The 24,202-nt window shown below is 63.0% G+C and carries 19 protein-coding genes; 12 read left to right on the plus strand and 7 right to left on the minus strand.

Annotated features, from left to right (window positions below; genetic code table 11):
* Positions 1 to 22: 22 nt before the first annotated feature.
* The 6 genes from C8K18_RS01865 to C8K18_RS01890 form a co-directional block, all read right to left on the minus strand.
* Positions 23 to 2,134 (minus strand): phosphocholine-specific phospholipase C, encoded by a 2,112-nt coding sequence (locus tag C8K18_RS01865; protein ID WP_107706519.1) that lies wholly within the window; start codon positions 2,132 to 2,134, stop codon positions 23 to 25.
* Positions 2,135 to 2,215: 81 nt separating this feature from the next.
* On the minus strand, positions 2,216 to 2,539 hold the full coding sequence (locus C8K18_RS01870) for a hypothetical protein (protein ID WP_107706520.1): 324 nt from the start codon (positions 2,537 to 2,539) through the stop codon (positions 2,216 to 2,218).
* Between the two features lie 184 nt (positions 2,540 to 2,723).
* Positions 2,724 to 3,554 (minus strand): alpha/beta fold hydrolase, encoded by an 831-nt coding sequence (locus C8K18_RS01875; RefSeq protein ID WP_107706521.1) that lies wholly within the window; start codon positions 3,552 to 3,554, stop codon positions 2,724 to 2,726.
* Between the two features lie 8 nt (positions 3,555 to 3,562).
* On the minus strand, positions 3,563 to 5,170 hold the full coding sequence (locus C8K18_RS01880) for a benzoate-CoA ligase family protein (protein WP_107706522.1): 1,608 nt from the start codon (positions 5,168 to 5,170) through the stop codon (positions 3,563 to 3,565).
* A 119-nt stretch (positions 5,171 to 5,289) separates the two neighbouring features.
* Positions 5,290 to 6,891, minus strand: coding sequence for a 3,4-dehydroadipyl-CoA semialdehyde dehydrogenase (locus C8K18_RS01885; RefSeq protein WP_107706523.1), 1,602 nt, complete (start codon positions 6,889 to 6,891; stop codon positions 5,290 to 5,292).
* Between the two features lie 8 nt (positions 6,892 to 6,899).
* On the minus strand, positions 6,900 to 7,367 hold the full coding sequence (locus C8K18_RS01890) for a DUF4863 family protein (RefSeq protein WP_107706524.1): 468 nt from the start codon (positions 7,365 to 7,367) through the stop codon (positions 6,900 to 6,902).
* A 182-nt stretch (positions 7,368 to 7,549) separates the two neighbouring features.
* Here C8K18_RS01890 and C8K18_RS01895 point away from each other — a divergent pair, with 182 nt between their 5' ends.
* From C8K18_RS01895 to boxA, 4 genes are all read left to right on the plus strand, one after another.
* Positions 7,550 to 8,542, plus strand: coding sequence for a helix-turn-helix transcriptional regulator (locus C8K18_RS01895; protein WP_006052523.1), 993 nt, complete (start codon positions 7,550 to 7,552; stop codon positions 8,540 to 8,542).
* 115 nt (positions 8,543 to 8,657) lie between these two features.
* Entirely contained in the window at positions 8,658 to 10,328 is a 1,671-nt protein-coding gene (gene boxC, locus C8K18_RS01900; RefSeq protein ID WP_107706525.1) for a 2,3-epoxybenzoyl-CoA dihydrolase, read from the plus strand.
* Positions 10,329 to 10,374: 46 nt separating this feature from the next.
* Positions 10,375 to 11,802, plus strand: coding sequence for a benzoyl-CoA 2,3-epoxidase subunit BoxB (gene boxB / locus C8K18_RS01905; protein WP_006052525.1), 1,428 nt, complete (start codon positions 10,375 to 10,377; stop codon positions 11,800 to 11,802).
* A gap of 80 nt (positions 11,803 to 11,882) precedes the next feature.
* A complete protein-coding gene (gene boxA, locus C8K18_RS01910; protein WP_006052526.1) occupies positions 11,883 to 13,124 on the plus strand; it encodes a benzoyl-CoA 2,3-epoxidase subunit BoxA in 1,242 nt (413 codons plus the stop codon).
* 24 nt (positions 13,125 to 13,148) lie between these two features.
* Here boxA and C8K18_RS01915 read toward each other — a convergent pair whose 3' ends face one another.
* On the minus strand, positions 13,149 to 13,862 hold the full coding sequence (locus C8K18_RS01915; RefSeq protein WP_044021962.1) for a TetR/AcrR family transcriptional regulator: 714 nt from the start codon (positions 13,860 to 13,862) through the stop codon (positions 13,149 to 13,151).
* Between the two features lie 363 nt (positions 13,863 to 14,225).
* On the opposite strand from C8K18_RS01915, the gene C8K18_RS01920 reads away from it, so the two are divergent.
* The 8 genes from C8K18_RS01920 (at position 14,226) to C8K18_RS01955 (ending at position 24,147) form a co-directional block, all read left to right on the plus strand.
* The gene (locus C8K18_RS01920; protein WP_181324794.1) at positions 14,226 to 15,533 is read left to right on the plus strand and encodes a Zn-dependent hydrolase; all 1,308 of its coding nucleotides are present in this window, start codon (positions 14,226 to 14,228) and stop codon (positions 15,531 to 15,533) included.
* A gap of 120 nt (positions 15,534 to 15,653) precedes the next feature.
* The gene (locus C8K18_RS01925; RefSeq protein ID WP_107706526.1) at positions 15,654 to 17,003 is read left to right on the plus strand and encodes an NAD(P)-dependent oxidoreductase; all 1,350 of its coding nucleotides are present in this window, start codon (positions 15,654 to 15,656) and stop codon (positions 17,001 to 17,003) included.
* Between the two features lie 58 nt (positions 17,004 to 17,061).
* Entirely contained in the window at positions 17,062 to 18,390 is a 1,329-nt protein-coding gene (preA, locus tag C8K18_RS01930) for an NAD-dependent dihydropyrimidine dehydrogenase subunit PreA (RefSeq protein WP_107706527.1), read from the plus strand.
* A 112-nt stretch (positions 18,391 to 18,502) separates the two neighbouring features.
* Positions 18,503 to 20,014: an NCS1 family nucleobase:cation symporter-1 gene (locus tag C8K18_RS01935; RefSeq protein ID WP_029967589.1), complete on the plus strand. Its 1,512-nt coding sequence runs from the start codon at positions 18,503 to 18,505 to the stop codon at positions 20,012 to 20,014.
* Between the two features lie 80 nt (positions 20,015 to 20,094).
* Positions 20,095 to 21,546 (plus strand): dihydropyrimidinase, encoded by a 1,452-nt coding sequence (hydA, locus tag C8K18_RS01940; RefSeq protein ID WP_006052532.1) that lies wholly within the window; start codon positions 20,095 to 20,097, stop codon positions 21,544 to 21,546.
* Positions 21,547 to 21,897: 351 nt separating this feature from the next.
* Positions 21,898 to 22,680: an amino acid ABC transporter substrate-binding protein gene (locus tag C8K18_RS01945; RefSeq protein ID WP_006052533.1), complete on the plus strand. Its 783-nt coding sequence runs from the start codon at positions 21,898 to 21,900 to the stop codon at positions 22,678 to 22,680.
* Positions 22,681 to 22,702: 22 nt separating this feature from the next.
* Positions 22,703 to 23,380: an amino acid ABC transporter permease gene (locus C8K18_RS01950; RefSeq protein WP_006052534.1), complete on the plus strand. Its 678-nt coding sequence runs from the start codon at positions 22,703 to 22,705 to the stop codon at positions 23,378 to 23,380.
* On the plus strand, positions 23,380 to 24,147 hold the full coding sequence (locus C8K18_RS01955) for an amino acid ABC transporter ATP-binding protein (protein WP_006052535.1): 768 nt from the start codon (positions 23,380 to 23,382) through the stop codon (positions 24,145 to 24,147). The genes C8K18_RS01950 and C8K18_RS01955 overlap by 1 nt, the downstream gene beginning before the upstream one ends.
* Positions 24,148 to 24,202 lie beyond the last annotated feature (55 nt).

The raw sequence follows: 24,202 nt of genomic DNA on the forward strand, positions 1-24,202 counted from the left end.
GCTTGCCCGATTGACTACGCGATCACGCGCCCAGTGCAGGATCGCTCATGCTGCTCTTGCCGGTCTCCACATGGCCCGCGAAACGGCGCGCGAACAGCGGGTCCGTATCGACGGTGATCGACAGATCGTACCAGCCGTGCGCATTGCGAAGATCGAGATACAACTCGTCCGTATCGCCGCCGCGCACCACGCGTTTGATCGCGTGCTTCGGGTCGTACGCATTGACGATCGTGAACTTGCAATGCGCGCTGCCCACGTTTTCAAGGCGCAATTGCAGATTGCCGTTCGCGACGTCATAGCCTTCGAGTACTTCCGGACGAGCGATGTCCGAGCCGTCCCACCAGCTACGCGCAATCGGCCGGCCTGTAAAGCGGCGCAAGAAACCGTTCGGACCATGCACGGTGAAGTCGTAAGTACCGTCCACGTTCAGCGCGAACGCGTCCTGCAAGCGCTTGCCGGCTTCCACAGTGTAGGTGCGCGGCGCGTCGGCGCTATTCGCGCGATACACCTGAAATACCGCGGCCGCGCTGCCCGTATTCACGAAGCGCATGGTCAGCGTTTTTTCCGCACCTTCGCCGTGGACGCGCACAAATATCTCATACGGCAACGCACGGGCAGGGCGCACGCCGGGTTCCTGGCGCGGGACCGCCTGAATCGCCGGCGGCAGCGGCACGTAATCCGGATGGCGGTTCTGATCGGCCGGCACATAAGCGCTCGTGCTCGGCAGGCTCGGGAACGCGTCGTTCGGATTGCTGAAGTTGAACGCCGATGTCAGATCGCCGCACACCGCGCGACGCCACGGCGAAATGTTCGACTCGGCGAGATTGTGCTGCTCGCCAAAACGCTGTTCGATGAAGCGGATCACCGACGTATGGTCGAACACCTGCGAGCACACGTAGCCGCCTTTGGACCACGGCGAGACGACGAGCATCGGCACGCGCGGACCGAGACCGTAGGGCGCGGCAACGTTCTTCGCGTCGCCCGGATAAATCTCGTTGACGGTATCGACGGTGGAAAGACCGTCCGCGTTCGAGCTCGGCGCGCATGGCGGCACCATGTGGTCGAAGAAGCCGTCGTTCTCGTCGTAATTGATCAGGAGTACGGTCTTGCTCCACACCTCGGGATTCGACGTGAGAATCTGCAACACCTGGTCGATGTACCACGCGCCGTAATTGGCGGGCCAGTTCGGGTGCTCGGAATAGGCTTCCGGTGCGACGATCCACGAGACTTGCGGCAGCGCGTTGTTCTGTACGTCGCGCTTCAGAACGTCGAAGTAGCCGTCGCCCTTCAATGCGTTGGTGCCCGTGCGCGCGTTGTCGTACAGCGGGTTGCCCGGCTGCGCGTTGCGGTACTGGTTGAAATAGAGCAACGAGTTGTCGCCGTAATTGCCGATGTACGGGTTTTGCGTCCAGCCCCACGAACCTTTGGCGTCGAGTCCCGTGCCGACGTCCTGATAGATCTTCCAGCTAATGCCGGCGTTTTGCAGGACTTCGGGGTAAGTCGACCAGCCGTAGCCGAGCTCCGAATTGTCGATGACCGGTCCGCCGCCCGTGCCGTCGTTGCCCACGCCGCCCGCCCACATGTAGTAGCGGTTCGGGTCGGTCGGGCCCATCAGCGAGCAGTGATACGCGTCGCAGATGGTGAACGCGTCGGCGAGCTGATAGTGAAACGGAATGTCCTCGCGCGTGAGGTAGGCCATCGTCGTCGCGCTTTTGGCGGGCACCCATTGATCGTAGCGGCCGCCGTTCCATGCGGCGTGCGTCGTGTTCCAGTCGTGTGCGAGGTCTTGCAGGAACTGCAGGCCGAGGTTCGGCGCGCTCGGGCGGAACGGCAGCACGTAGCCGGCATCGGCGGCGAGCGGCTGATACCACACCGGCTTGCCGTTTGGCAGATTGACCGCGCGCGTGTCGCCGAAACCGCGCACGCCGCGCAGCGCGCCGAAGTAGTGGTCGAACGAGCGGTTTTCCTGCATCAGCACGACGATATGCTCGACGTCGCGGATCGTGCCCGTCTTGCTGTTCGCGGGAATCGCGAGCGCGTTGCGGATGCCGGCCGGCAACATGCTCAACGCGGTGAACGAGCCTGCGGCCTGCGCGGCCGAACGTAGAAAATCACGGCGGTTTTTTGAAGTCATGGTATGAGCCTGGGTGTCTTCAGTGGGGAGCGCTCCGCGCGGCGCGCAAGCATGAGCCGCGCGTCGCGTGAAACGCGGGACTCAGTCAACAGTATGGATCACGGGTGTGGCAAGCGGCGTCGGCGCGGCGGCGGACAATGCCACGTCGGCGTTTGGTGCGGGTAGTGCTGGGCTTTGAATCGTGACGGCGGCAAGCGCGGGCGATACGGAAGACGGATTCGCCGATAGCACCGGATTGGTGCCGTTATCGGCCGCGTTTGCAGCGGAGCTGGACTTGCTCATGTCGGCCGCGTTCGTGTCGTCGTTGCCGCAGGCGGTGAGCAGCGCGCAAAGCGGCAACGCCGTGAGCGCGATCGCCAAACGTTTGCGATGCAGGGCAATGCACGGCTTCCACAGAAAGGACATGGCGATGTCTCCAGCACGGGGAACGCGCGGGCATCGGTATGCCCAGCTCAGCGATGCAAGGAGAATAGCCGCTTACCTGTGTAACTTTTATGAAGTTTTGGAAATTTGAGGATTTGATGAATATTGGGGATTCGCCGTGGGACGACCGCACAGTAGCCGCGGCATAACAGCGGCATAACCGCGGCTACTGGTGTTCCGACACGAACGCGGCAATCACGTCGTTCAGCCGATCCGGCGCGTCGCGATGCGGCGAATGCCCGCACGCGTCGAGTCTTGCGAGTTGCGCATGCGGCACGTAGTCCTGAATCGTATCGATCTGCGCCATCGTGCCGTAGTTGTCGTCATGGCCTTGCACGGCGAGCAGCGGCTTGTCGATCGACGTGAGTTGCTCCGCAATCGACCATTGCCGGAAGGCCGGGTTTAGCCAGACATCGTTCCAGCCATAAAAAGCGGAATCGACGTCCGCGTGATAACGCGAGAGCTTGTTGCGCAGATCGGTGGTTTCGTAAAGCACCTTGGTCTGCGCAATGCTTTGCACGGACACGTCTTCCACGAACAGGTGCGGTGCGATGGCCACGGCGCCGGCCAGCGCGTCCGGAAAAAGCGCCGCGTACAGCAGCGCGATCGAGCCGCCGTCGCTATGGCCGATCACCCACATGCGCCGGCGTTCGCGCGTGTCGATGTGAAGCGCGTCGAGAAGCGCGGGCAGAACATCGCGCGCCTGGTCGGTCATGAAATGCATCGGCCATTTGACGTGATGCTCTCGCGGTGTCGACCTTCCGTAACCGGGACGCGAATACACGAGCCCACGCATGCCGAGACGCTCGCACAATGTTTGCGGCCAATCGCGCCACATCGCAATCGAGCCGAGTCCTTCGTGTAGAAACACGGCTATCGGCGCCGCGTTTGCCGCACCGTTAAGCCAACGATATTCGATGCGCAACGGCCCATGCGACGCGGTAGCGGGCAGGTCGGCGAAGTGACTGGCGGGCGTCTCGACAGCGGGATTCTGCATGTATCACCTTATGATATTTCGCGCAGCTTGAAGCGTTGAATCTTTCCAGTGGCGGTTTTCGGCAAGTCGTCGGCGAACACGATGTCGCGCGGGTACTTATGCGGCGCGAGCCGCTCTTTCACGAAGGCCTTCAACTCGTCCGCCAGTATCTCAGAGGCCGCGAACTCGCGCTTCAATACGACGAACGCGCGCGTCTTCACGAGGCCGCCGTGATCGACGCCGACCACCGCCGCTTCGAGCACCGCGTCGTGCTGCACGAGCACCATTTCCACTTCGACCGGCGACACGTATTGACCGCTCACTTTCAGCATATCGTCGCTGCGGCCCGCATACACGTAGCAGCCGTTCGGCAGACGACAGTACTTGTCGCCACTGCGGATCCACTCGCCGAGAAACGTCGCGCGCGATTTTTCACGGTTGCTCCAGTACATCAGCGCCGCGCTCGGTCCTTTGATGTAGAGGTCGCCCACTTCGCCGTCGCCGACCGCATGCCCGGTCTCGTCGCGCAACTCCACTTCATAGCCGGGCACCGGGCGCCCCGTCGTGCCGTATTCGACCGCACCCGCGCGATTCGACAGAAAGATATGCAGCATTTCAGTCGAGCCGATGCCGTCGAGAATCTCGCAGCCGAAGTGCTTCGTAAAGCGCTCGCCAATTTCGCGCGGCAACGCTTCGCCCGCCGATGTGCACACGCGCATCGCGACATCGTCGCGTGCGGGCAGATTCGGCGACACGAGCATGCTTGCGTAGAGCGTCGGCACGCCATAGAACACCGTCGGACGATGGCGCGTGAGACGGGCGAAGACGGCGTCGGCGGTAGGGCGCTCGGCCATCAGAATGGCGGTCGCACCCACCGAAAGCGGAAAGGTCAACGCATTGCCGAGTCCGTATGCAAAGAACAGCTTGGCCGCGGAAAACACCACATCGCTTTCGACGATGCCGAGCACCGGCTTCGCATACAGTTCCGCGGTCCAGTAGAGGTTCGCGTGCGTGTGCACGGTGCCTTTCGGTTTGCCCGTCGAGCCCGATGAATACAGCCAGAAGGCGATGTCGTCGCAACCGGTTGCCGCCGGCTTCGCAGCGGGCGCGGCCGCGTCGATGAGCGCTTCCAACTCAGGCGCTGCTGCAAGCGGCGTGCTGTCGGCCGCGGCCGATGCGCGCGTCGAAACGATGAGCTGGCAGCCGTCGTGCTCGGCGGCCTCCATCGCTTGCGTGACGGTTGCCACGAGCGCGCTCGATGCGATCACCGCGCGCGCATGACTGTGCGTGAGCATGTACACATAATCGGCGGGCGTGAGCAGCGTGTTCGCGACGACCGGCACGACGCCGGCGTACAACGCGCCGAGAAACGCGATCGGCAGTGCAACGCTGTCGAGCATCACCAGCAGCACGCGTTCTTCGGGATGCACGCCGAGTTCGCGCAACGCGGTTGCGAAGCGTCGCGCGCGTTCTTCGAGTTCGCTGTAGGTCGTGTTGCCGTTGTCGTCGATATAAGCGGTTTTCGCGGCGCGCGACGCGTTCAGCGCGAACAGATGAGCCGCGAAATTGAAGCGCGCGGGCGGCGGCTCGGCCGTCACGGCGGGCTGGCTCGCAGCAGGTTCGAACAGGGCTTCCATATGTCTCCTCCATCGAGTGGGGGCGGTCCGGCTGTTATGTGCTCATGATCCGCTGAATGCTTGCGTGCGCTAGCTGGTGCGTTGGGTCGTGCTCATTTGCGTGTCATGCTTTAAGATGTTCAGGCCGCAGGCAGATGAGTGATCTGCGAGAGTGCTTCAAGTGCCGTTGCCGACGCCTGAATAGCCGAGCGCCGATGATAAAAACCGAGCGCGCGCAGGCGACCGAGTTCTTCGCCGCCGCCCGCGCGGCCAGGCCCGCCGTGCAGCGACATCGGCATCACATTGCCGTGGCCGGTCTGGCTCTGCTGCACGGAAGGGGATACGGCATGCACGCGCCCATGCGAATCGGCGAGTTCGAGAGCGAGCCTGCCGAGGTGGGCGTCGTCGTTCGAATAGATCGACGCGACGAGCGATCCCTGGCCACGTCGCGCGAGTGCCACTGCATGCGCTTCGGGCAAGCCGGATTCGCCCGCGTTCTGCACAACGCGATACGGCGCGACGCTCGCAACGGGGCCGAACACTTCGAGGTCATGCAACAGCGTCGCGTTATCCGGATCGTTGACCACGAACAGATGCGGCGCGATGCAAGCCGCGATAGTTGCATCGGCGTCGATAAGCGGCGCGGACGAACCGTCATACGCGAGCACGGCTTCCTCGCGCAAAGCGGCGATGCCGGCCCGCACGTTCTCGTATTGCGCGCGGCTCACGAGCGAGCCCATGCGCACGGCGTCGTTGCGCGGATTGCCGACGGCCACTTTCGCGAGCTTCGTCTTTAGCGCATCGACCACCGCTTCGAGCATGTTCTCCGGCACGAACGCGCGCCGGATCGCCGTGCATTTTTGCCCGGATTTCACGGTCATTTCACGCGCGACTTCGTTGATGAAAAGCTGAAACACGGGCGTGTCGGGTGCCGCATCCGCGCAGAGAATCGCGCTGTTCAAACTGTCCGCTTCGACGTTAAGCCGCGCGCCGCGCGCGACAAAAGCCGGATGCGCGCGCAACGTGGCGGCCGTTTCAGCCGAGCCGGTGAACGACACGACATCCAATGCCTGAATCTGATCGAGCAGCCCAGCCGAGCCGCCGCAGATCACCGAGAGCGCGCCGCGCGGCAGAATGCCTGCGTCCACGACATCGGCGACCATGCGTTGCGTGAGCCACGCCGTCGCGGTCGCGGGCTTGACGATGACGGGCACGCCCGACAGCAGCGCGGGCGCCGCTTTTTCCCACAAGCCCCACGACGGAAAATTGAACGCGTTGATAAAAAGCGCGACGCCGCGTGCGGGCGTCAACACATGCTGCGCGCTGAACGACTGATCCTTGCTCAGCGCGCTTGCGTTGCCGTCGCGCAGCGCATGCACGTCGCCGAGCGACGCGCCGAGCTTCGCGTAATACGACAGCGTGAAAATGCCTCCGTCGATATCGACCGCCGAATCGTTGCGCGTCGTGCCCGAGTTTGCGATTGCGATCGCGTAGTAGTCGTCGCGCTTCGCCTGCAGCAGCTTGACGATTTCGGCGAGGCGCGCGGCGCGTTGCGCATAGGTCAGCGCGCGCAGCGCGGCGCCGGCCTCATCGCGGGCAAAGCGGAATGCGTGCGCTAGATCGAGACCTTCGCTCGAGACGCGCACCAGCGCTTCGCCCGTCACCGGGTCGCTTAGCGTCACGCCTTCGCCGGCGCCGGCAAGCCATTCGCCCGCGACATGGTTCTTCAATAGTTCGGTCATGGCAGCACTCACGCGGCGGTAAATTCGATTGCGCCTTGCGGCAGGAGATAAAGCACGAGCGCTTCGCCGTTCGCCACCGTCGGCCGATGTGCGGAACCCGGTTCGTAGACGCACCAGCCCGCAGGGTGGCCGTCGAAAGTCGCGCCTTCGGTGAGCGGCATGATCAGGTCGATCTCGCCGTGCGGATGAACGTGATGCGGACCGGCAATGTCTTTCATGTCGACGACGTCGACGGAAAAGCCGTGCGTGTCGGGCAGCGCCTTAAAGATGCGGCCGTAGCGAATGCCGCCGCCTTCGCGGTTGCAGAGCCAACCTTCGGCGACGCCGGCGCGGCAGGCGTCGGCGAGATCGCTAAACGTCTGACTGTTAGCGGGATACGTGACGTTGAGCCACGCGGCGAGGTCGGCGTTTAGCGGCCGGCCGGCCAGTTGCGCCGTGACTTGCGCGATAAGCCGCTGGAAATCGGATGGGGACATGCGAGCCTCCGGACTATGCGCACGCACGTTAATGCATGTGACGCGCTGCGCGGTCTCCGTGACGCCGCGCGAAAAATCGCGGCAATCTTTGTAAGTGGATCAATGTTCGGCGAAAATTAACCGTTCACGAGGTGTGTGTCAAGCACTATAGTACATGTATCGTGGTTTGGAGGTATAAAAACATGAACCGGAATTACACTGAGTTGCCGCCGGACGCGCGTCCACGCGATGCCGCCGACGACGAAGCGGGCCGCCCGGAGCGCGCCGAGCGCGGCGGCGAACGCGAGGAGCGCGACCCGTTCCTCACCGCGATGGGCGAACGCGTGCGTCTGTTGCGCGCGCGGCGCGGCATGACCCGCAAGACGCTGGCCGCCGAAACGGGCTTGTCCGAGCGGCATCTCGCGAATCTCGAGTCGGGCGTCGGTAACGCGTCGGTGCTGGTGCTGCGGCAGATCGCGGCGACGCTGAACTGTCCGCTCGCCGAAGTGATCGGCGATGAAACCACGGCGTCGGCGGAATGGCTGCTGATTCGCGAACTGCTGCACGGGCGCGACCAGGCCGCGTTGCAGCGCGCCCGCATCGCGCTCGCCGAAATGTTCGCGCAGGCGCCGCGCGACCCGCATCGCAAGGACCGGATCGCGCTGATCGGGCTGCGCGGCGCCGGCAAATCGACGCTCGGCCGGATGCTCGCGCAGGAGCGCAAGGTGCCGTTCGTGGAGCTGACGCGGGTCATCGAGCAGCTCGCCGGATGCCCGCCCGCGGAGATTCATTCGCTATACGGAGCGAGCGCTTACCGGCGCTACGAACACCGCGCGCTGGAGGCGGTGATCCAGGAACACGAGCGTGCGGTGATCGCGTCGCCGGGCGGACTCGTGTCGGAGTCCGGCACGTTCAACGCGCTCTTGTCGCACTGCTTTACGGTGTGGCTGCAAGCCACGCCGGAGGAGCATATGCGCCGGGTCGTCGCGCAGGGCGATTTGCGGCCCATGTCCGGCAACAAGGAGGCGATGGACGACCTGAAGCGCATTCTCACGGGGCGCAGCGAGCTGTACGGCCGGGCGGACATGACCTTCGACACGAGCGAGAAGACCTTGGCCGACGCCTATCTGCAACTGCGCGACCGGCTGGCCGCGAGGCTCGCCGCCGAAGCGCCGGACGAAGCACCAGCCGGGTGACGACTGCATTCGGTTTCGGGGTTTACTCGCACATATGCACTAAAGTGCTTTACATGGGTGTGACGATGCACTATTGTTCGATCAACAACTCGCATCGTCCAGTCAGGAGACGCCCATGTCCACAGCAGAAACCGCCATCGCGCCGGTCGACTACCGCACCGATCCCTCGCAATACAAGCATTGGAAGCTGAGCTTCAACGGCCCGGTGGCGACACTCGCTATCGACATCGCGGAAGACGGCGGCATTCGCGACGGCTACAAGCTGAAGCTGAATTCGTACGACCTCGGCGTCGACATCGAACTGCACGACGCCATCCAGCGCATCCGTTTCGAGCATCCGGAAGTCAAGACCGTCGTGTTGACGAGCCTGAAGGATCGCGTGTTCTGCTCGGGTGCGAACATCTTCATGCTCGGTCTTTCGTCGCATGCGTGGAAGGTCAACTTCTGCAAGTTCACGAACGAAACGCGTAACGGTCTCGAAGACTCGTCGCGCCATTCGGGGCTCAAGTTTCTTGCCGCGGTGAACGGCGCGTGCGCGGGCGGCGGTTACGAACTCGCGCTCGCCTGCGACGAAATCTATCTGGTCGACGACCGCTCGTCGTCGGTGTCGCTGCCGGAAGTGCCGCTGCTCGGCGTGCTTCCCGGCACCGGCGGCCTCACGCGCGTCACGGACAAGCGCCGCGTGCGCCACGATCGCGCCGACATCTTTTGCACGGTGGTCGAAGGCATTCGCGGCGAGCGCGCGAAGGCATGGCGTCTCGTCGATGAGGTCGTGAAGCCGAATCAGTTCGACGCGGCCATTCAGGCCCGCGCGCTCGAACTTGCCGCGCAAAGCGATCGTCCTTCCGACGCGCCGGGCGTGAAGCTGACGCGCATCGAGCGCACGGATCGCGAAGACGGCCTGACCTATCAAACGCTGGACGTGACGATCGACCGCACGAAACGTATCGCGACATTCACCGCGAAAGCGCCGCAAACGCAGCAGCCCACAACGACTGACGCGATTGTCGCCGCGGGCGCGAACTGGTGGCCGCTGCAATTCGCACGCGAACTCGACGACGCGATTCTCTCGATGCGCACCAACGAACTCGAAGTCGGCACGTGGGTGTTCCGCACCAAAGGCGACGCGCGCAATCTGCTCGCCGTGGATGCCGTGCTGCTGCAGCACAAGGATCACTGGTTCGTGCGCGAGACGATTGGCCTGTTGCGCCGCACGCTCGCGCGAATCGACGTGTCGTCGCGTTCGCTATTCGCGCTGATCGAGCCGGGCTCGTGCTTCGCCGGCACGTTCGCGGAACTCGCGTTCGCCGCGGACCGTTCGTACATGGCCGCGCTGCCGAGCAACGAAGACGAGGAGCCGGCCATCACGCTGTCGGAAGTCAACTTCGGTCTCTATCCGATGGTCACGCATCAGTCGCGAATCGCGCGCCGCTTTTATGAGGAAGCCGAACCAATCGACGCGGTGCGCTCGCTGATCGGTCAGCCGGTCAAGCCGGTCGAAGCGGAGCGTCTTGGTCTCGTCACCGCGGCGCCGGACGACATCGACTGGGCCGACGAAATCCGCATTGCGCTGGAGGAACGCGCGGCGATGTCGCCGGACGCGCTGACGGGACTCGAAGCGAATCTGCGTTTCAACGGACCCGAAACGATGGAGACGCGTATCTTCGGCCGCCTCACCGCATGGCAGAACTGGATCTTCAACCGGCCGAACGCTGTGGGCGAGAAGGGCGCGCTCAAGGTGTACGGCAAGGGCAGCAAGGCGCAATTCGACGTCTCGCGCGTTTGACGCCCCGACGCGGGCCTCTCACCTTCAGCATCGCAAGGAACCGACCATGTCAACGATCAACTACAGCGAAAAGATTCCGAACAACGTCAACCTCGCCGACGACCGCGCGCTGCAACGCGCGCTCGAACAGTGGCAGCCGAACTTCCTGTCGTGGTGGGGCGACATGGGCCCGGAAGGCTCGCACGGCTACGACGTGTATCTGCGCACGGCAGTGAGCGTGGACGCGGGCGGCTGGGCGCATTTCGATCACGTGAAGATGCCGGACTACCGCTGGGGCATCTTTCTCACGCCGGGCGACCAGGACCGCAAGATTCATTTCGGCGAGCACAAGGGCGAGGCCGCGTGGCAGGATGTGCCCGGCGAGCATCGCGCGAATCTGCGGCGCATTATCGTGACGCAAGGCGATACGGAGCCCGCTTCGGTCGAGCAGCAACGGCACCTTGGCCTGACCGCGCCTTCCATGTACGACTTGCGCAACCTCTTTCAGGTCAACGTGGAAGAAGGGCGGCACCTGTGGGCGATGGTGTATCTGCTGCATCGCTACTTCGGCCGCGACGGTCGTGAGGAAGCCGAAGCATTGCTCGGCCGCCGTTCGGGCGACGAGGACAATCCCCGCATTCTGGGCGCGTTCAACGAGAAAACGCCGGACTGGCTCGCGTTCTACATGTTCACGTATTTCACCGACCGCGACGGCAAGTTCCAGCTTTCCGCGCTCGCGGAATCGGGCTTCGATCCGCTCGCGCGCACCACGAAGTTCATGCTGACCGAAGAAGCGCATCATATGTTCGTCGGCGAATCGGGCGTGTCTCGCGTGATTCAGCGCACCGCGCAGGTGATGAACGAACTCGGCACCGACGACGTCGCAAAGATCCGCGCCGCTGGCGTGATCGATCTGCCGACCATTCAGCGCTATCTGAACTTCCATTACTCGGTGACGATCGACCTGTTCGGCGCGGATCATTCGTCGAACGCGGCCACGTTCTACAGTTCGGGCCTCAAGGGCCGCTATGAGGAAGGCAAGCGCGACGACGATCATCAATTGAACGGGCAGAGCTACAAACTGCTTGACGTGCAGGACGGCAAACTGGTCGAACGCGAAGTGCCGATGCTCAATGCAATGAACGAAGTGCTGCGCGACGATTACATCAAGGATTCCGTGGCGGGCGTGGCGCGCTGGAACAAGGTGCTTGAAAAGGCCGGCATCGACTTTCGCATGACCGTGCCGCACAAGGCGTTCAACCGGCAGATCGGCACCTTTTCCGGCACGCGCGTGTCGCCCGACGGCCGCGTGGTCAGCGAAACCGAGTGGGCGGCGAACGAAGCAAAGTGGCTCGCCACGCCGGAAGATCGCGCATTCGTTGCTTCGCTGATGGGTCGCGTGGTGGAGCCCGGCAAGTTCGCGAACTGGATTGCGCCGCCCGCGATGGGCGTGAACCGTCAGCCGGTCGATTTCGAGTACGTGCGCTTTAACTGAACGCACGCGAAGTACGCGAAGTACGCGCGGCATCAACCAGGCCCGGCGCGCTCGTACAGCACTACATGGTGGAGGAAGTCATGAACGGCCCAGTGTCGATCGAGGTTCTCAGGCAGCATCTGATCGATCCGGAAATCTGCATTCGCTGCAACACCTGCGAAGAGACCTGTCCGATCGACGCGATCACGCACGACGACAACAACTACGTCGTGAAGGCGGATGTCTGCAACGGCTGCATGGCTTGCGTGCCGCCGTGTCCGACAGGCGCGATCGACAACTGGCGCACGGTGCTGAAAGCCGACGCGTATCCGATCGAAGAGCAATTCACGTGGGACGTATTGCCCGAGCAGAACACGATGGCGGTGCCTGCCGCCGACGAATCGCCCACTGCCGGCACGGCTAACGACGCGGCGGCAGACGCAAGCGGCATCGAAGTGGATACCGTGCGCGGCTCGGTCGTGCCGCCGTGGTCCGCTGCGAAGCCGTATGTGAATCTCTACACGCACAAAGCGCCGACTACTGCAACCGTGGTCGGCAATTACCGGCTCACGGACGCATCGACGGAAAGTGACATCCATCACATTGTGCTGGATTTCGGATCGATGCCGTTTCCTGTGCTCGAAGGCCAGTCGATCGGCGTGCTGCCGCCGGGCGCGACCGCCGACGGCCGTCCGCATCACGCGCGCCAGTATTCGATTGCGAGTCCGCGCGACGGCGAGCGGCCCGGCTACAACAACGTTTCGCTGACCGTGAAGCGCGTCTCGCAACAGCATGGCGATTCGATCGACGGCGTCTGCTCGAACTATCTGTGCGACCTGAAAAAGGGCGACGCGGTGACGGTAATCGGTCCATTCGGCGGCACCTTCCTGATGCCGAACCATCCGAACTCACATCTGCTGATGATCTGCACGGGCACCGGCTCGGCACCGATGCGCGCGATGACCGAGTACCGCCGGCGCCGTCGCCTGAAGGGCGCGACCGGCAAACTGATGCTGTTCTTTGGCGCGCGAACCAAGGAGGAATTGCCTTACTTCGGGCCGCTAACTAATTTGCCGAAGGACTTTATCGACACCAATCTGGCGTTTTCGCGCACGCCTGGTCAGCCGAAGCGCTATGTGCAGGACGCCATGCGTGAGCGTGCGGTCGACGTCGCGCATCTGCTGAAGGACGACAACACGCATGTCTATGTGTGCGGCCTGAAGGGCATGGAAGACGGCGTGCTGCAAGCGCTCAAGGAGATCGGCGAGCAGCATCAGATGGATTGGGACGCGCTGTGGGCGAGGCTCAAAAAAGAAGGGCGCCTGCATCTGGAGACGTATTGATTCAGGCCAGCCAAAGAAAAAGCCCTATCTTGAAGGGTCCGCACCTTCGTCGCGCTGTGCGGGCGACACCGCGCCGCACGCGCGAATCACGAGTTGCACGACTTCTTCGGTCGTCGCCTCGAATGACTTCTTCGTCAACGCGCGCTTGCCTTTGAGCGCGCGAATCTGCGCGTCGAAATCGGCGTAGTGCTGCGTGGTCGCCCAGATCATGTACATCAGTGTGCGCGCATCGACGGGCGCCAGCAGTCCTCGCGCAATCCAGTCGTCGATCACCTTCACGCGCGTATCGAGCCACGGCTTGACTCGCTCAGTGAGGATGTCTTCCATGTGCTCCGCGCCGTGGATGATCTCGCTCGCCCACACCTTCGAGCCGAGCGGACGCCGGCGCGACAGTTCCATTTTCGCGCGCACGTATCCGCCGATTGCATCGACGGGGTCGTCGCTGCATTCGAATGTATCGGCCGCGCGATGCCAGTCTTCGAACAGATCTTCGAGCACTCGCCGGTAGAGCGCGAGCTTGGTCGGGAAGTAGTAATGCACGTTGGCTTTCGGTAAGCCTGCGCGCTCGGCGATCATCGCAGTGCTCGCGCCGTCCAGTCCGCGCTCGGCGAAAACCGCCTCCGCACACGCCAGAAGATGCGCTTCATTCGACTCACGAATGTGCGCCTTGCGCCGCCGCAAAGGCGCGCGTGTTTCGTCGTTTTGCGTGATACCCGCAGCCACGTCGTCGTCTCTCATGTTTGCCTTCGGCGGCATGCGTGCCGCGCCGCGCTTCATTCTAGTCGCTCGACGCCGCGCTCACACGCGTATTTGTCACGCGATGCCGCTTCGTGCTGCAACGCAATGGCACGCTTCTCGCTCTCTTTGTCTCCGTGCGAAAGGCATTGATTTGGCGATGTTAATCGTCTACAACCTGTCCAACTGGACAGGATTGAACGAGCGGGGCGCGCCTCAGGGTTTGCCCTTGTCCTCAGAGTTAGACGGGCGTAGCGAGTTTGCACCGTCACCGTGCGCGCGGGGTCCATATATGCCCCACAAAGGCCAACAAATCCGCCGCCGATGCACCAGTTTCATGTCGGTTCACCGAAAGGAGCGAGACGAATGAACGCGGTTACTGAAGCGCTGAAGGGCGCCCCGAAGGCCACTGTCGCCGCGAACGCGGAACAGGTCACGTCGATAAAGGTCGATGGCAAACGTCTATGGGACAGCCTGATGACGATGGCGAAAATCGGCGCAACGCCCAAAGGCGGCGTATGCCGTCTTGCGCTGACCGATCTCGACAAGGAAGGGCGCGACCTGATAGTTAGCTGGGCGAAACAAGCCGGCTGCTCGGTCAGCGTCGATCAGATGGGCAACGTCTTCATGCGCCGCGCCGGGCGCAATCCGGACGCGCTGCCGGTCATGACCGGCTCGCATGCCGATTCGCAGCCGACGGGCGGACGCTTCGACGGCATCTACGGCGTGCTTGGCGGTCTCGAAGTGATTCGTAGCTTGAACGATCACGGCATCGAGACCGAACATCCTGTTGAAGTCGTGATCTGGACCAACGAGGAAGGCTCGCGTTTCGCGCCGGCGATGGTGGCGTCGGGCGTGTTTGCGGGCGTGTTTCCGCTCGAGTACGGTCTGTCGCGCAAGGACGTGGACGGCAAGACGATCGGCGAGGAGTTGCAGCGTATCGGCTATGCCGGCGATGTGCCGTGCGGCGGCCGTCAGTTGCATGCGGCGTTCGAACTGCATATCGAGCAGGGGCCCATTCTCGAAGCCGAGCAGAAAACCATAGGCGTCGTGACGGACGCGCAAGGCCAGCGCTGGTATGAAATCACGCTGACCGGGCAGGAAGCGCATGCGGGTCCGACGCCGATGCCGCGGCGGCGCGATGCGTTGCTGGGCGCGTCGCGCGTCGTCGATCTCGTCAATCGCATTGGGCTCGACAACGCGCCGCTCGCGTGCGCGACGGTCGGCATGATGCAGGTGCATCCGAACTCGCGCAACGTCATTCCAGGCCGCGTGTTCTTTACCGTCGACTTCCGTCATCCCGAAGATGCGGTGCTAGCAAAAATGGATGCCGCGTTGCGCGAAGGCGTCGCGCGAATTGCGAGCGGCATTGGCCTCGAAACAGAACTCGAGCAGATCTTTTATTACGCGCCGGTCGCCTTCGACGAAGCCTGCGTGAAGTCCGTGCGCGCGGCGGCCGAGCGCATTGGTTATTCGCATCGCGACATGGTGTCCGGCGCGGGCCACGACGCCTGTTATCTCGCGCAGGTCGCGCCGACTTCGATGGTGTTCGTGCCGTGCGTCGACGGCATCAGCCACAACGAAATCGAGGACGCCACCTTCGAATGGATCGAGGCGGGCGCGAATGTGTTGCTGCACGCGATGCTCGAGCGCGCATGCGAGCCGGTTTCGTAGCGCGTCGGAATTTGCTTTAGCTGCTTTACCGCAGTGCCAGACAAAACACGCCGTGCGGGCTTCGCTCATGCGAGTGCCGACAGATGCGGCTGCGTCCTCACATCGACAGAAGGAACGTGTATGGCCATCAAGCAAACCGGCGACATCGCCGCGCGGCGCCTGTCGCCCGAACAGCTCTCCTGCGAGTTCTCCGACATTGCGCCGTTGCTCGACGCGAGTGCCGCCGCGGCTGCTGCGAGCCGCTGTCACTACTGCTATGACGCGCCATGCGTGAACGCGTGCCCGACGCAGATCGACATTCCCAGCTTCATTCGCAAGATCGGCAACGGCAATCTGAAGGGCGCAGCCGTGGATATTCTGTCGGCCAATCCATTAGGCGGCATGTGCGCGCGCGTCTGTCCGACCGAGATCCTTTGCGAAGGCGCTTGCGTGCGCAACCATCAGGACGCGAAGCCCGTGGCGATCGGCGCGCTGCAACGTCATGCAACCGACTGGGCGATGGCGCGCGGCGAAGCACTCTTCACGCGCGCACCGGAGACCGGCCGGCATGTTGCTGTGATCGGCGCGGGCCCGGCGGGACTCGCATGCGCGCATCGCCTCGCGCTCGCCGGCCACAACGTGACGATCTACGACGCGCACGAAAAGGCCGGCGGCCTCAACGAATACGGCATTGCGGCGTATAAGACCGTCGACGATTTCGCGCAGCGCGAGGTCGAGTGGCTGTGCTCGGTGGGCGGCATCGAGATCAGGCACGGCGTTGCGCTCGGCCGCGACGTGCAACTCGATGCACTGCGCAATCAATACGATGCAGTGTTCCTCGCGATCGGTCTCACCGGCGTTCGCGCGCTCGCGATGGCGGGCGAGGACCTGAGCGGCGTGATGAACGCCGTCGACTTTATCGAGGCCCTTCGCAGCGCGCGCGACTTCGGCACGGTGCCGGTAGGCCGCCGGGTCGTCGTGATCGGCGGCGGCAATACGGCGGTCGATGCGGCAGTGCAAAGCCGCAAGCTCGGCGCGGCCTCGGTGACAATGGTCTATCGGCGCGGCGTCGAATCGATGAGCGCGACGTGGGCCGAACGCGACTTCGCGCAGACCAACGGCGTGACGCTCATCACGCATGCAACGCCGCTGCGTTTGATCGGCGAGAACGGCGTGGTGACCGGCGTGGAGTTCGAGCGAAGCTTCAACACCGGCGACGCGGAGCGCTTCGTGATCGAGGCCGACATGGTGCTGAAGGCAATTGGTCAGACGCTCGTGCCCGCAGGCATAGCACGCGAACTGCTGACGCTCGACGGCGGCCGCATTGCCGTCGATGCAAACGGCCAGACCTCGCTCGCGGGCGTGTGGGCCGGGGGCGATTGCGCGGCCACGGGCGGCATCGATTTGACTGTGCAGGCCGTGCAGGACGGCAAGCTCGCCGCCGAAGCCATACACGCGCAGTTCGCGCGCGCCGACATCAGGGCCGCCTAGCGCGCATTGTCGCTAGCAACGAGTCACATAAAAAACAGCCGTCCCCAAGGAGCCGAACATGGCCGATCTGCGCTGTACGATTGCCGGCATTACTTCGCCGAATCCTTTCTGGCTCGCTTCCGCGCCGCCGACCGACAAAGCCTATAACGTGAACCGCGCGTTCGAAGCAGGTTGGGGCGGTGTGGTGTGGAAGACGCTCGGCCTCGATCCGCATGTGGTCAACGTCAGTTCGCGCTATGGCGCCGTGCAATGGAACGGCCAACGCATCGCGGGCTTGAACAACATCGAGTTGATTACCGACCGTCCGCTTGACGTCAATCTGCGTGAGATCGCGCAGGTCAAGCGCGACTGGCCCGAGCGCGCAATGATTGTCTCGCTGATGGTGCCGTGCAACGAGCGCGACTGGAAATGGATTCTGCCGCTTGTTGAAGACACCGGCGCCGATGCGGTCGAATTGAATTTCGGCTGTCCGCATGGCATGAGCGAACGTGGAATGGGCGCGGCCGTCGGCCAGGTGCCCGAGTACATTGAAATGGTCACGCGCTGGGTGAAGGAGGGCACGAAGCTACCGTGCCTCGTCAAGCTCACGCCGAACATCACCGATATTCGCGTCGGTTCGCGCGCGGCCTACAAGGGCGGCGCGGACGGCGTGTCGTTGATCAACACGATCAACTCGATTGTCGCCGTCGATCTCGACGCGATGTCGCCGTTGCCGATGGTCGACGGCAAGGGCACGCACGGCGGTTACTGCGGCCCGGCGGTGAAGCCGATTGCACTGAACATGGTCGCCGAAATCGCGCGCGATGTGGAAACGCCGAATCTGCCGATCTCGGGCATCGGCGGCATTTCGACGTGGCGCGATGCCGCCGAATTCATGGTGCTGGGCGCGGGCAGCGTGCAGGTGTGCACGGCGGCCATGCACTACGGCTTTCGCATCGTGACCGATCTCGCCGACGGCCTCTCGAACTGGATGGACGAAAAAGGCTACGCCACGCTCGACGATATTCGCGGCCGCGCGGTGCCGAACGTTACCGACTGGAAGTACCTGAATCTCAACTACAGCATCAAGGCGCGCATCGATCAGGACAAGTGCATCAAATGCGGCCTGTGCCATATCGCGTGCGAAGACACCGCGCACCAGGCGATCACAAAAGAAAAAGATGGCGTCCGGCATTTTGAAGTGGTGGACTCCGAATGTGTCGGCTGCAATCTGTGCATGCACGTGTGTCCGGTCGAGCAATGCATCACGATGGAGCGCGTGGACAACGGCGAGTATGCGAACTGGACCACGCATCCGAACAATCCGGCGCGCGTGAACGCGGCACAGAGCGAAGCGCAGGAAGCCGCTGCGAGCGCGGAACCGGCGCACGCAGCGAAAGCGGCCTGAAACAAGGGGTTTTTGTCGTTGCGCAGTGTTTGTACATAAGCCGTGTTTCCCTTTAACGCCCGACGCGTTCACAGAAACGCGCGGGCTTCGACGATCAAGTGGAGATCATTCGATGAAGCAGACCGCGAACTCCGTCGATCCGCAATTCGCGGCCGGCGCGCAAGGCAGCAGTCTTTATAACGACGACCTCGCGCCGACCGGCCCCGCGCAGCGCACATGGCGCTGGTATCACTTCGCCGCGCTGTGGGTCGGCATGGTGATGAACATCGCGTCGTACATGCTCGCCGCGGGCCTGACCGAGCAGGGCATGTCGCCGTGGCAGGCGGTGGTGACCGTGCTGCTCGGCAACCTGATCGTGCTCGTGCCGATGCTGCTGATCGGCCACGCCGGCGCGAAGCACGGCATTCCGTACGCGGTGCTGGTGCGCTCGTCGTTCGGCACGCAGGGCGCCAAGTTGCCGGCGATGCTGCGCGCTATCGTCGCGTGCGGCTGGTACGGCATTCAGACGTGGCTCGGCGGCAGCGCGATCTATACGCTGCTCAACATTCTGACCGGCAACGCGCTGCACGGCGCGGCCTTGCCGTTGCTCGACATTTCCGTTGGACAGCTCGCGTGTTTTCTCGCGTTCTGGGCGCTGCAAATCTACTTCATCGTGCACGGCACCGATTCGATCCGCTGGCTCGAAAGCTGGTCGGCGCCGATCAAGATCGTGATGTGCATCGCGCTCGTGTGGTGGGCGACGTCGAAGGCGGGCGGCCTCGGCTCGATGCTGTCCGCGCCGTCGCAGTTCGTGCCGGGCGGCAAGAAAGAAGGCATGTTCTGGGCGACATTCTGGCCGGGCCTCACCGCGATGGTCGGCTTCTGGGCGACGCTCGCGCTGAACATTCCCGATTTCACGCGCTTCGCGAGGACGCAGCGCGATCAGATGATCGGCCAGTCGATCGGCTTGCCTGTGCCGATGGCCTTGCTGTCGGTGATCTCGGTGGTCGTGACCTCGGCGACGGTGGTGATCTACGGCAAAGCGATTTGGGATCCTATCGATCTGACGAGCCGCATGACAGGCATCGGCGTTGGCCTTGCACTCGTGATCCTCACGCTCGATACGATGTGCTGCAACCTGGCCGCGAATCTCGTCGGTCCCGCGTATGATTTTTCGAGCCTGTGGCCGAAGGGTATTTCGTATCGCGCGGGCGGCATGATTACCGCGACCATCGCAATCGTCATGATGCCGTGGAAGATTCTCGCCACCACGCAGGGCTATATCTTCACGTGGCTCGTCGGCTATTCGGCGCTGCTCGGTCCGGTCGCGGGCATTCTGATGGTCGATTACTTTCTGATTCGCGGTACGCGGCTCGATCCGCGCGAGCTGTTCGACGAGCGCGGCGAATACAGCTATACGGGCGGCTGGAATATCGGCGCGGTGGTCGCGCTCGTGATCGGGGTGTTGCCGAATCTGCCGGGCTTTTTGCATACCGCGTTTCCCGCTTCATTCGCCAACGTGCCGTCGATCTTCAATACGCTCTACACGTATGCATGGTTTGTCGGGCTCGCGTTGGCGTCGATCGTGTATAGCGCGTGGATGAAGTTCAGCAAGGGACCGAGCGCACGCGTGGCAAGCGCTTGAAGTCGTGGGGCGCGTGGCGCGCGTAGCATGCGTGGCCCAGACGGCAGCGAGATAAGCAAGTCAATTAAGGAGGCGGCAACATGACGACCCTGATTCGCGGCGGCACCGTGATCGATGCGGAAAACACCTACCGTGCCGATGTTTTATGTGCCGACCCGCAAGACGGCGGCACCATTCTGCAAATCGGCGTGGACCTGGAAGCGCCGGCTGACGCTGCAATAGTCGATGCGGGCGGGCAATATGTGATGCCAGGCGGTATCGATCCGCACACGCATATGGAACTGCCGTTCATGGGCACGACCGCGAGCGACGATTTCTATACGGGCACAGCAGCGGGATTGTCGGGCGGCACGACGAGCATCATCGACTTCGTGATTCCGAGCCCGAAGCAAAGCCTGATGGAGGCGTTCAAGGAGTGGCGCGGCTGGGCGGAGAAGGCATCGGCGGATTATGGTTTTCATGTGGCCGTCACCTGGTGGGACGATTCGGTGTATCGCGACATGGGCACGCTCGTGCACGAGCACGGCGTGTCGAGCTTCAAGCATTTCATGGCCTATAAGAACGCCATCATGGCCGACGACGAAGTGCTGGTGAACAGCTTCTCGCGCTCGCTCGAACTCGGCGCGCTGCCCACGGTGCACGCGGAAAACGGCGAACTCGTGTTCCAGTTGCAGCGTCAGTTGCTGGCCAAAGGCTTCACGGGTCCCGAGGCACATCCGCTGTCGCGGCCGCCCGAGGTCGAAGGTGAGGCCGCGAATCGTGCAATACGCATCGCACAAGTGCTGGGCGTGCCGGTGTATATCGTGCACGTGTCCGCGAAAGATGCGGTCGACGCCATCTCCCGTGCGCGCAGCGAAGGGCTGCGCGTGTTCGGCGAAGTGCTGCCCGGCCATCTCGTGATCGACGAAAGCGTGTATCGCGATCCCGACTGGACGCGCGCCGCGGCGCATGTGATGAGCCCGCCGTTCCGCTCGGCCGAACATCGTGAGGCATTGTGGCGCGGTTTGCAGGCCGGGCAGTTGCATACCACGGCGACCGATCATTGCGTGTTCTGCGCGTCGCAAAAGGCGATGGGCCGCGAGGACTTCACGAAGATCCCGAACGGCTGCGGCGGCGTGGAAGATCGCATGGCGGTGCTATGGCATCACGGCGTCAACTCGGGGCGTCTCACACCGAATGAGTTCGTGCGCATCACATCGACGAATGCCGCGCAGATTTTCAACCTGTACCCGCGAAAAGGCGCAATACGGGTCGGCGCGGATGCGGACATCGTCGTGTGGGACCCGCAGGCAAGCAAGACGATCTCGGTGAAGACGCATCATCAGAAAGTCGACTTCAATGTGTTCGAAGGCATGACCGTGCAAGGCGTGGCGATGCATACGCTCACGCGCGGCGCCCTTGCATGGACCGACGGCGATCTGCGCGCCGTGCGAGGCGCGGGCCAATATCAGAAGCGCCCGCCGAACCCGGCGTACTTCGACGCGATCCGCGTGTCGAACAAGCTGAAAGAGCCGCACCGCGTCGAGCGGTAGGGCTTCTGCCATCGTAAAAGGCGGCGCGGACATGGAAGCCCGCGCCGCCTTTTCCACGCTGCCGCGCATTCGCCGCGGCACGACCGTCTCGCGTTTTCCCCGATGGCGCCGCGCCCACGTTCCATGTTGCGATGCATGCCGCGTCTTCACATCTGCTGTAGAGTTGAAGTTCATGCGATGGCGGAGGTCACCGCTGCGGCTTAGCACGCATGCGCATATGGATTGGAAAGCTGATCCTTTGTAAAACGGCAAGCCGTTTGCTACAGTCCGCCCACTCCGCCGGGCGTGAGCGCCCGCGCGACTGCCAACAGAAGACCAGGCATACGGCCTGGCCACTTTAGGGAGCCACACATGAAGTCGATTCGTTCCATTTTGCTGGTTGCGCTGCTGCAGGCGGTCGCCGTGAGCCCGGTCTTCGCGGCCGACGAGTTCGCGCAGATCAAGTCCTCGGGCGTGTTCAGGATCGGCACCGAAGGCACCTATGCGCCGTTCACGTACCACGACGAATCGGGCAAGCTGACCGGCTTTGATGTGGAGATCGGCACGCAGATCGCACAGCGCATCGGCGTCAAGCCGCAATTCGTCGAAGGCAAATGGGACGGCCTGATCGCGGGGCTCGACGTGAACCGCTACGACGCGGTGATCAACGAGGTCGCGGTCACGGATGCGCGCAAGGCGAAATACGATTTCTCGGACCCGTACATCACGTCGCACGCGGCGCTGATCGTGCGCTCGGACAACACGACGATCAAGAACTTCGATGATCTGAAAGGCAAGAAATCGGCCAACACGCTGACCAGCAACTTCGGCAAGATTGCCGCGTCGCACGGTGCGGAAGTGATTCCGGTGCAGGGCTTTAACGAGTCCATCGACCTGCTGACCGCGGGCCGCGTCGATGCAACCGTCAACGATTCGCTGTCGTTCCTCGACTTCAAAAAGCACAAGCCGAATGCGAAGGTGAAGATCGCTACGCTGGATACGTCGCCGGAAAGCAGCGACAAGTCCGCTGTGCTGATCCGCAAGGGCAGCCCCGAACTCGTCGCGGCAATTAATAAAGCGCTCGCCGACATGAAGAAAGACGGTACGTACGCGAAGATTTCGCAGAAGTACTTCGGCAAAGACGTCTCCCAGTAAACGCCTTTCGCGAGTCTGAATCATGCCGGCATGGTTGCATCTGATGGCGCAGTCGCTGTGGCCGCTGCTGTATGCGGGGCTCGTGTTCACGGTGCCGCTTACGCTGGCGTCGTTCGCTATCGGGCTCGCGCTCGCGTTTATCGTGGCGCTCGTGCGGCTCTTCGGGCCGAAATGGGCGGTGGCGGCGGTGCGCTTCTACGTGTGGCTGTTTCGCGGCTCACCGTTGCTCGTGCAACTATTCGTAATCTTCTACGGCTTGCCGAACGTCGGCATCGTGCTCGATCCGTTGACGGCGGCGATCATCGGTTTCTCGCTGAACGTGGGCGCGTATAACTCGGAAGTCATACGCGGCGTGATCGAGTCGATTCCGAAAGGGCAGTGGGAGGCCGCGTATTCGATGGGCATGACGCGCGAACAGGCGCTGCGTCGCGCGATTCTGCCGCAAGCGACGCGTGTCGCGTTGCCGCCGTTGTCCAACTCGTTCATCGCGCTCGTGAAGGACACGTCGCTCGCGGCGGTGCTGACCGTGCCCGAGGTGTTCCAGGCCGCGCAGAGAATTGCTTCGGTAACCTACGAACCGTTGATTCTCTATACCGAAGCCGCACTCGTGTATCTGCTGTTCAGTTCGGTGCTGTCGTCGGCGCAAGTCAGGCTCGAGCGCAAATTCGGCCGTCATGCACTCTTTCAGGCGGGCAACTGATGATCCGACTGGAAAAAATCGACAAGTACTTTTCCGGGCACCGTGTGCTCGATTCCGTCGATCTGCAACTCGCGCAGGGCAACGTGACCGCGCTGATCGGCCCGTCGGGCAGCGGTAAGAGCACGCTGTTGCGCTGCGTGAATCTGCTCGAGATTCCCGAGTCGGGTTCGCTCGAAATCGGCGATCAGAAGCTCACGTTCAGTCAGGACGAGCGGCCGTCGCGCGAAACAGTGCTGACGATTCGTCGCCGTACCGGCATGGTGTTTCAGAACTTTCAGTTGTTTCCGCATCTCACAGTACGTCAGAACGTGATGGAGGGGCTCCTCACCGTGCTCAAGTGGGACAAGGAAAAAGCGCGGGCCCGCGCCGATGAATTGCTCGAGAAAGTCGGCATCGCGCATAAAGCCGACGCGTGGCCCGTCACGCTGTCGGGTGGACAGCAGCAGCGCGTGGCGATCGCGCGTGCGTTGGCGCCATCGCCGGAAGTCCTGCTGTGCGACGAGCCCACGTCCGCGCTCGATCCCGGCCTCGCTGCCGAAGTCGTCGAAGTGCTGAAGCAACTCGCGAGCGAAGGCATGACCATGCTGATGGCGACGCACGATTTGCGTCTCGCCGCTACGATCGCGCGCGACGTGGTGTTTCTCAACAACGGTGTGGTGGTGGAGGCGGGGCCGTCGCGCGAGGTCTTCATGCGGCCTCGACAGGACGAGACCGCTCGTTTCGTGTCGACGCTCACGCATAGCTTGCCGGAAGCGTGGACGGAGTGAAGCGCCTTCGGTCAGGTAGGATGCCTGATTAAACCTGCTGCTTATCTTTGCGGAA

This window comes from Paraburkholderia sp. GV068 (assembly GCF_003058125.1).
In the GTDB taxonomy this organism is placed as follows: domain Bacteria; phylum Pseudomonadota; class Gammaproteobacteria; order Burkholderiales; family Burkholderiaceae; genus Paraburkholderia; species Paraburkholderia graminis.

Bases quoted from the DNA above. Each gene is read 5' to 3' on its own strand.
- C8K18_RS01945 (WP_006052533.1), top strand. From the start codon at position 21,898: ATGAAGTCGATTCGTTCCATTTTGCTGGTTGCGCTGCTGCAGGCGGTC.
- boxC (WP_107706525.1), top strand. From the start codon at position 8,658: ATGTCCACAGCAGAAACCGCCATCGCGCCGGTCGACTACCGCACCGAT.
- boxA (WP_006052526.1), top strand. From the start codon at position 11,883: ATGAACGGCCCAGTGTCGATCGAGGTTCTCAGGCAGCATCTGATCGAT.
- C8K18_RS01915 (WP_044021962.1), bottom strand. From the start codon at position 13,862: ATGAGAGACGACGACGTGGCTGCGGGTATCACGCAAAACGACGAAACA.
- C8K18_RS01955 (WP_006052535.1), top strand. From the start codon at position 23,380: ATGATCCGACTGGAAAAAATCGACAAGTACTTTTCCGGGCACCGTGTG.
- C8K18_RS01895 (WP_006052523.1), top strand. From the start codon at position 7,550: ATGAACCGGAATTACACTGAGTTGCCGCCGGACGCGCGTCCACGCGAT.
- C8K18_RS01890 (WP_107706524.1), bottom strand. From the start codon at position 7,367: ATGTCCCCATCCGATTTCCAGCGGCTTATCGCGCAAGTCACGGCGCAA.
- boxB (WP_006052525.1), top strand. From the start codon at position 10,375: ATGTCAACGATCAACTACAGCGAAAAGATTCCGAACAACGTCAACCTC.
- C8K18_RS01870 (WP_107706520.1), bottom strand. From the start codon at position 2,539: ATGTCCTTTCTGTGGAAGCCGTGCATTGCCCTGCATCGCAAACGTTTG.
- C8K18_RS01875 (WP_107706521.1), bottom strand. From the start codon at position 3,554: ATGCAGAATCCCGCTGTCGAGACGCCCGCCAGTCACTTCGCCGACCTG.
- hydA (WP_006052532.1), top strand. From the start codon at position 20,095: ATGACGACCCTGATTCGCGGCGGCACCGTGATCGATGCGGAAAACACC.
- C8K18_RS01935 (WP_029967589.1), top strand. From the start codon at position 18,503: ATGAAGCAGACCGCGAACTCCGTCGATCCGCAATTCGCGGCCGGCGCG.
- C8K18_RS01920 (WP_181324794.1), top strand. From the start codon at position 14,226: ATGAACGCGGTTACTGAAGCGCTGAAGGGCGCCCCGAAGGCCACTGTC.
- C8K18_RS01880 (WP_107706522.1), bottom strand. From the start codon at position 5,170: ATGGAAGCCCTGTTCGAACCTGCTGCGAGCCAGCCCGCCGTGACGGCC.
- C8K18_RS01925 (WP_107706526.1), top strand. From the start codon at position 15,654: ATGGCCATCAAGCAAACCGGCGACATCGCCGCGCGGCGCCTGTCGCCC.
- C8K18_RS01950 (WP_006052534.1), top strand. From the start codon at position 22,703: ATGCCGGCATGGTTGCATCTGATGGCGCAGTCGCTGTGGCCGCTGCTG.
- C8K18_RS01885 (WP_107706523.1), bottom strand. From the start codon at position 6,891: ATGACCGAACTATTGAAGAACCATGTCGCGGGCGAATGGCTTGCCGGC.
- preA (WP_107706527.1), top strand. From the start codon at position 17,062: ATGGCCGATCTGCGCTGTACGATTGCCGGCATTACTTCGCCGAATCCT.
- C8K18_RS01865 (WP_107706519.1), bottom strand. From the start codon at position 2,134: ATGACTTCAAAAAACCGCCGTGATTTTCTACGTTCGGCCGCGCAGGCC.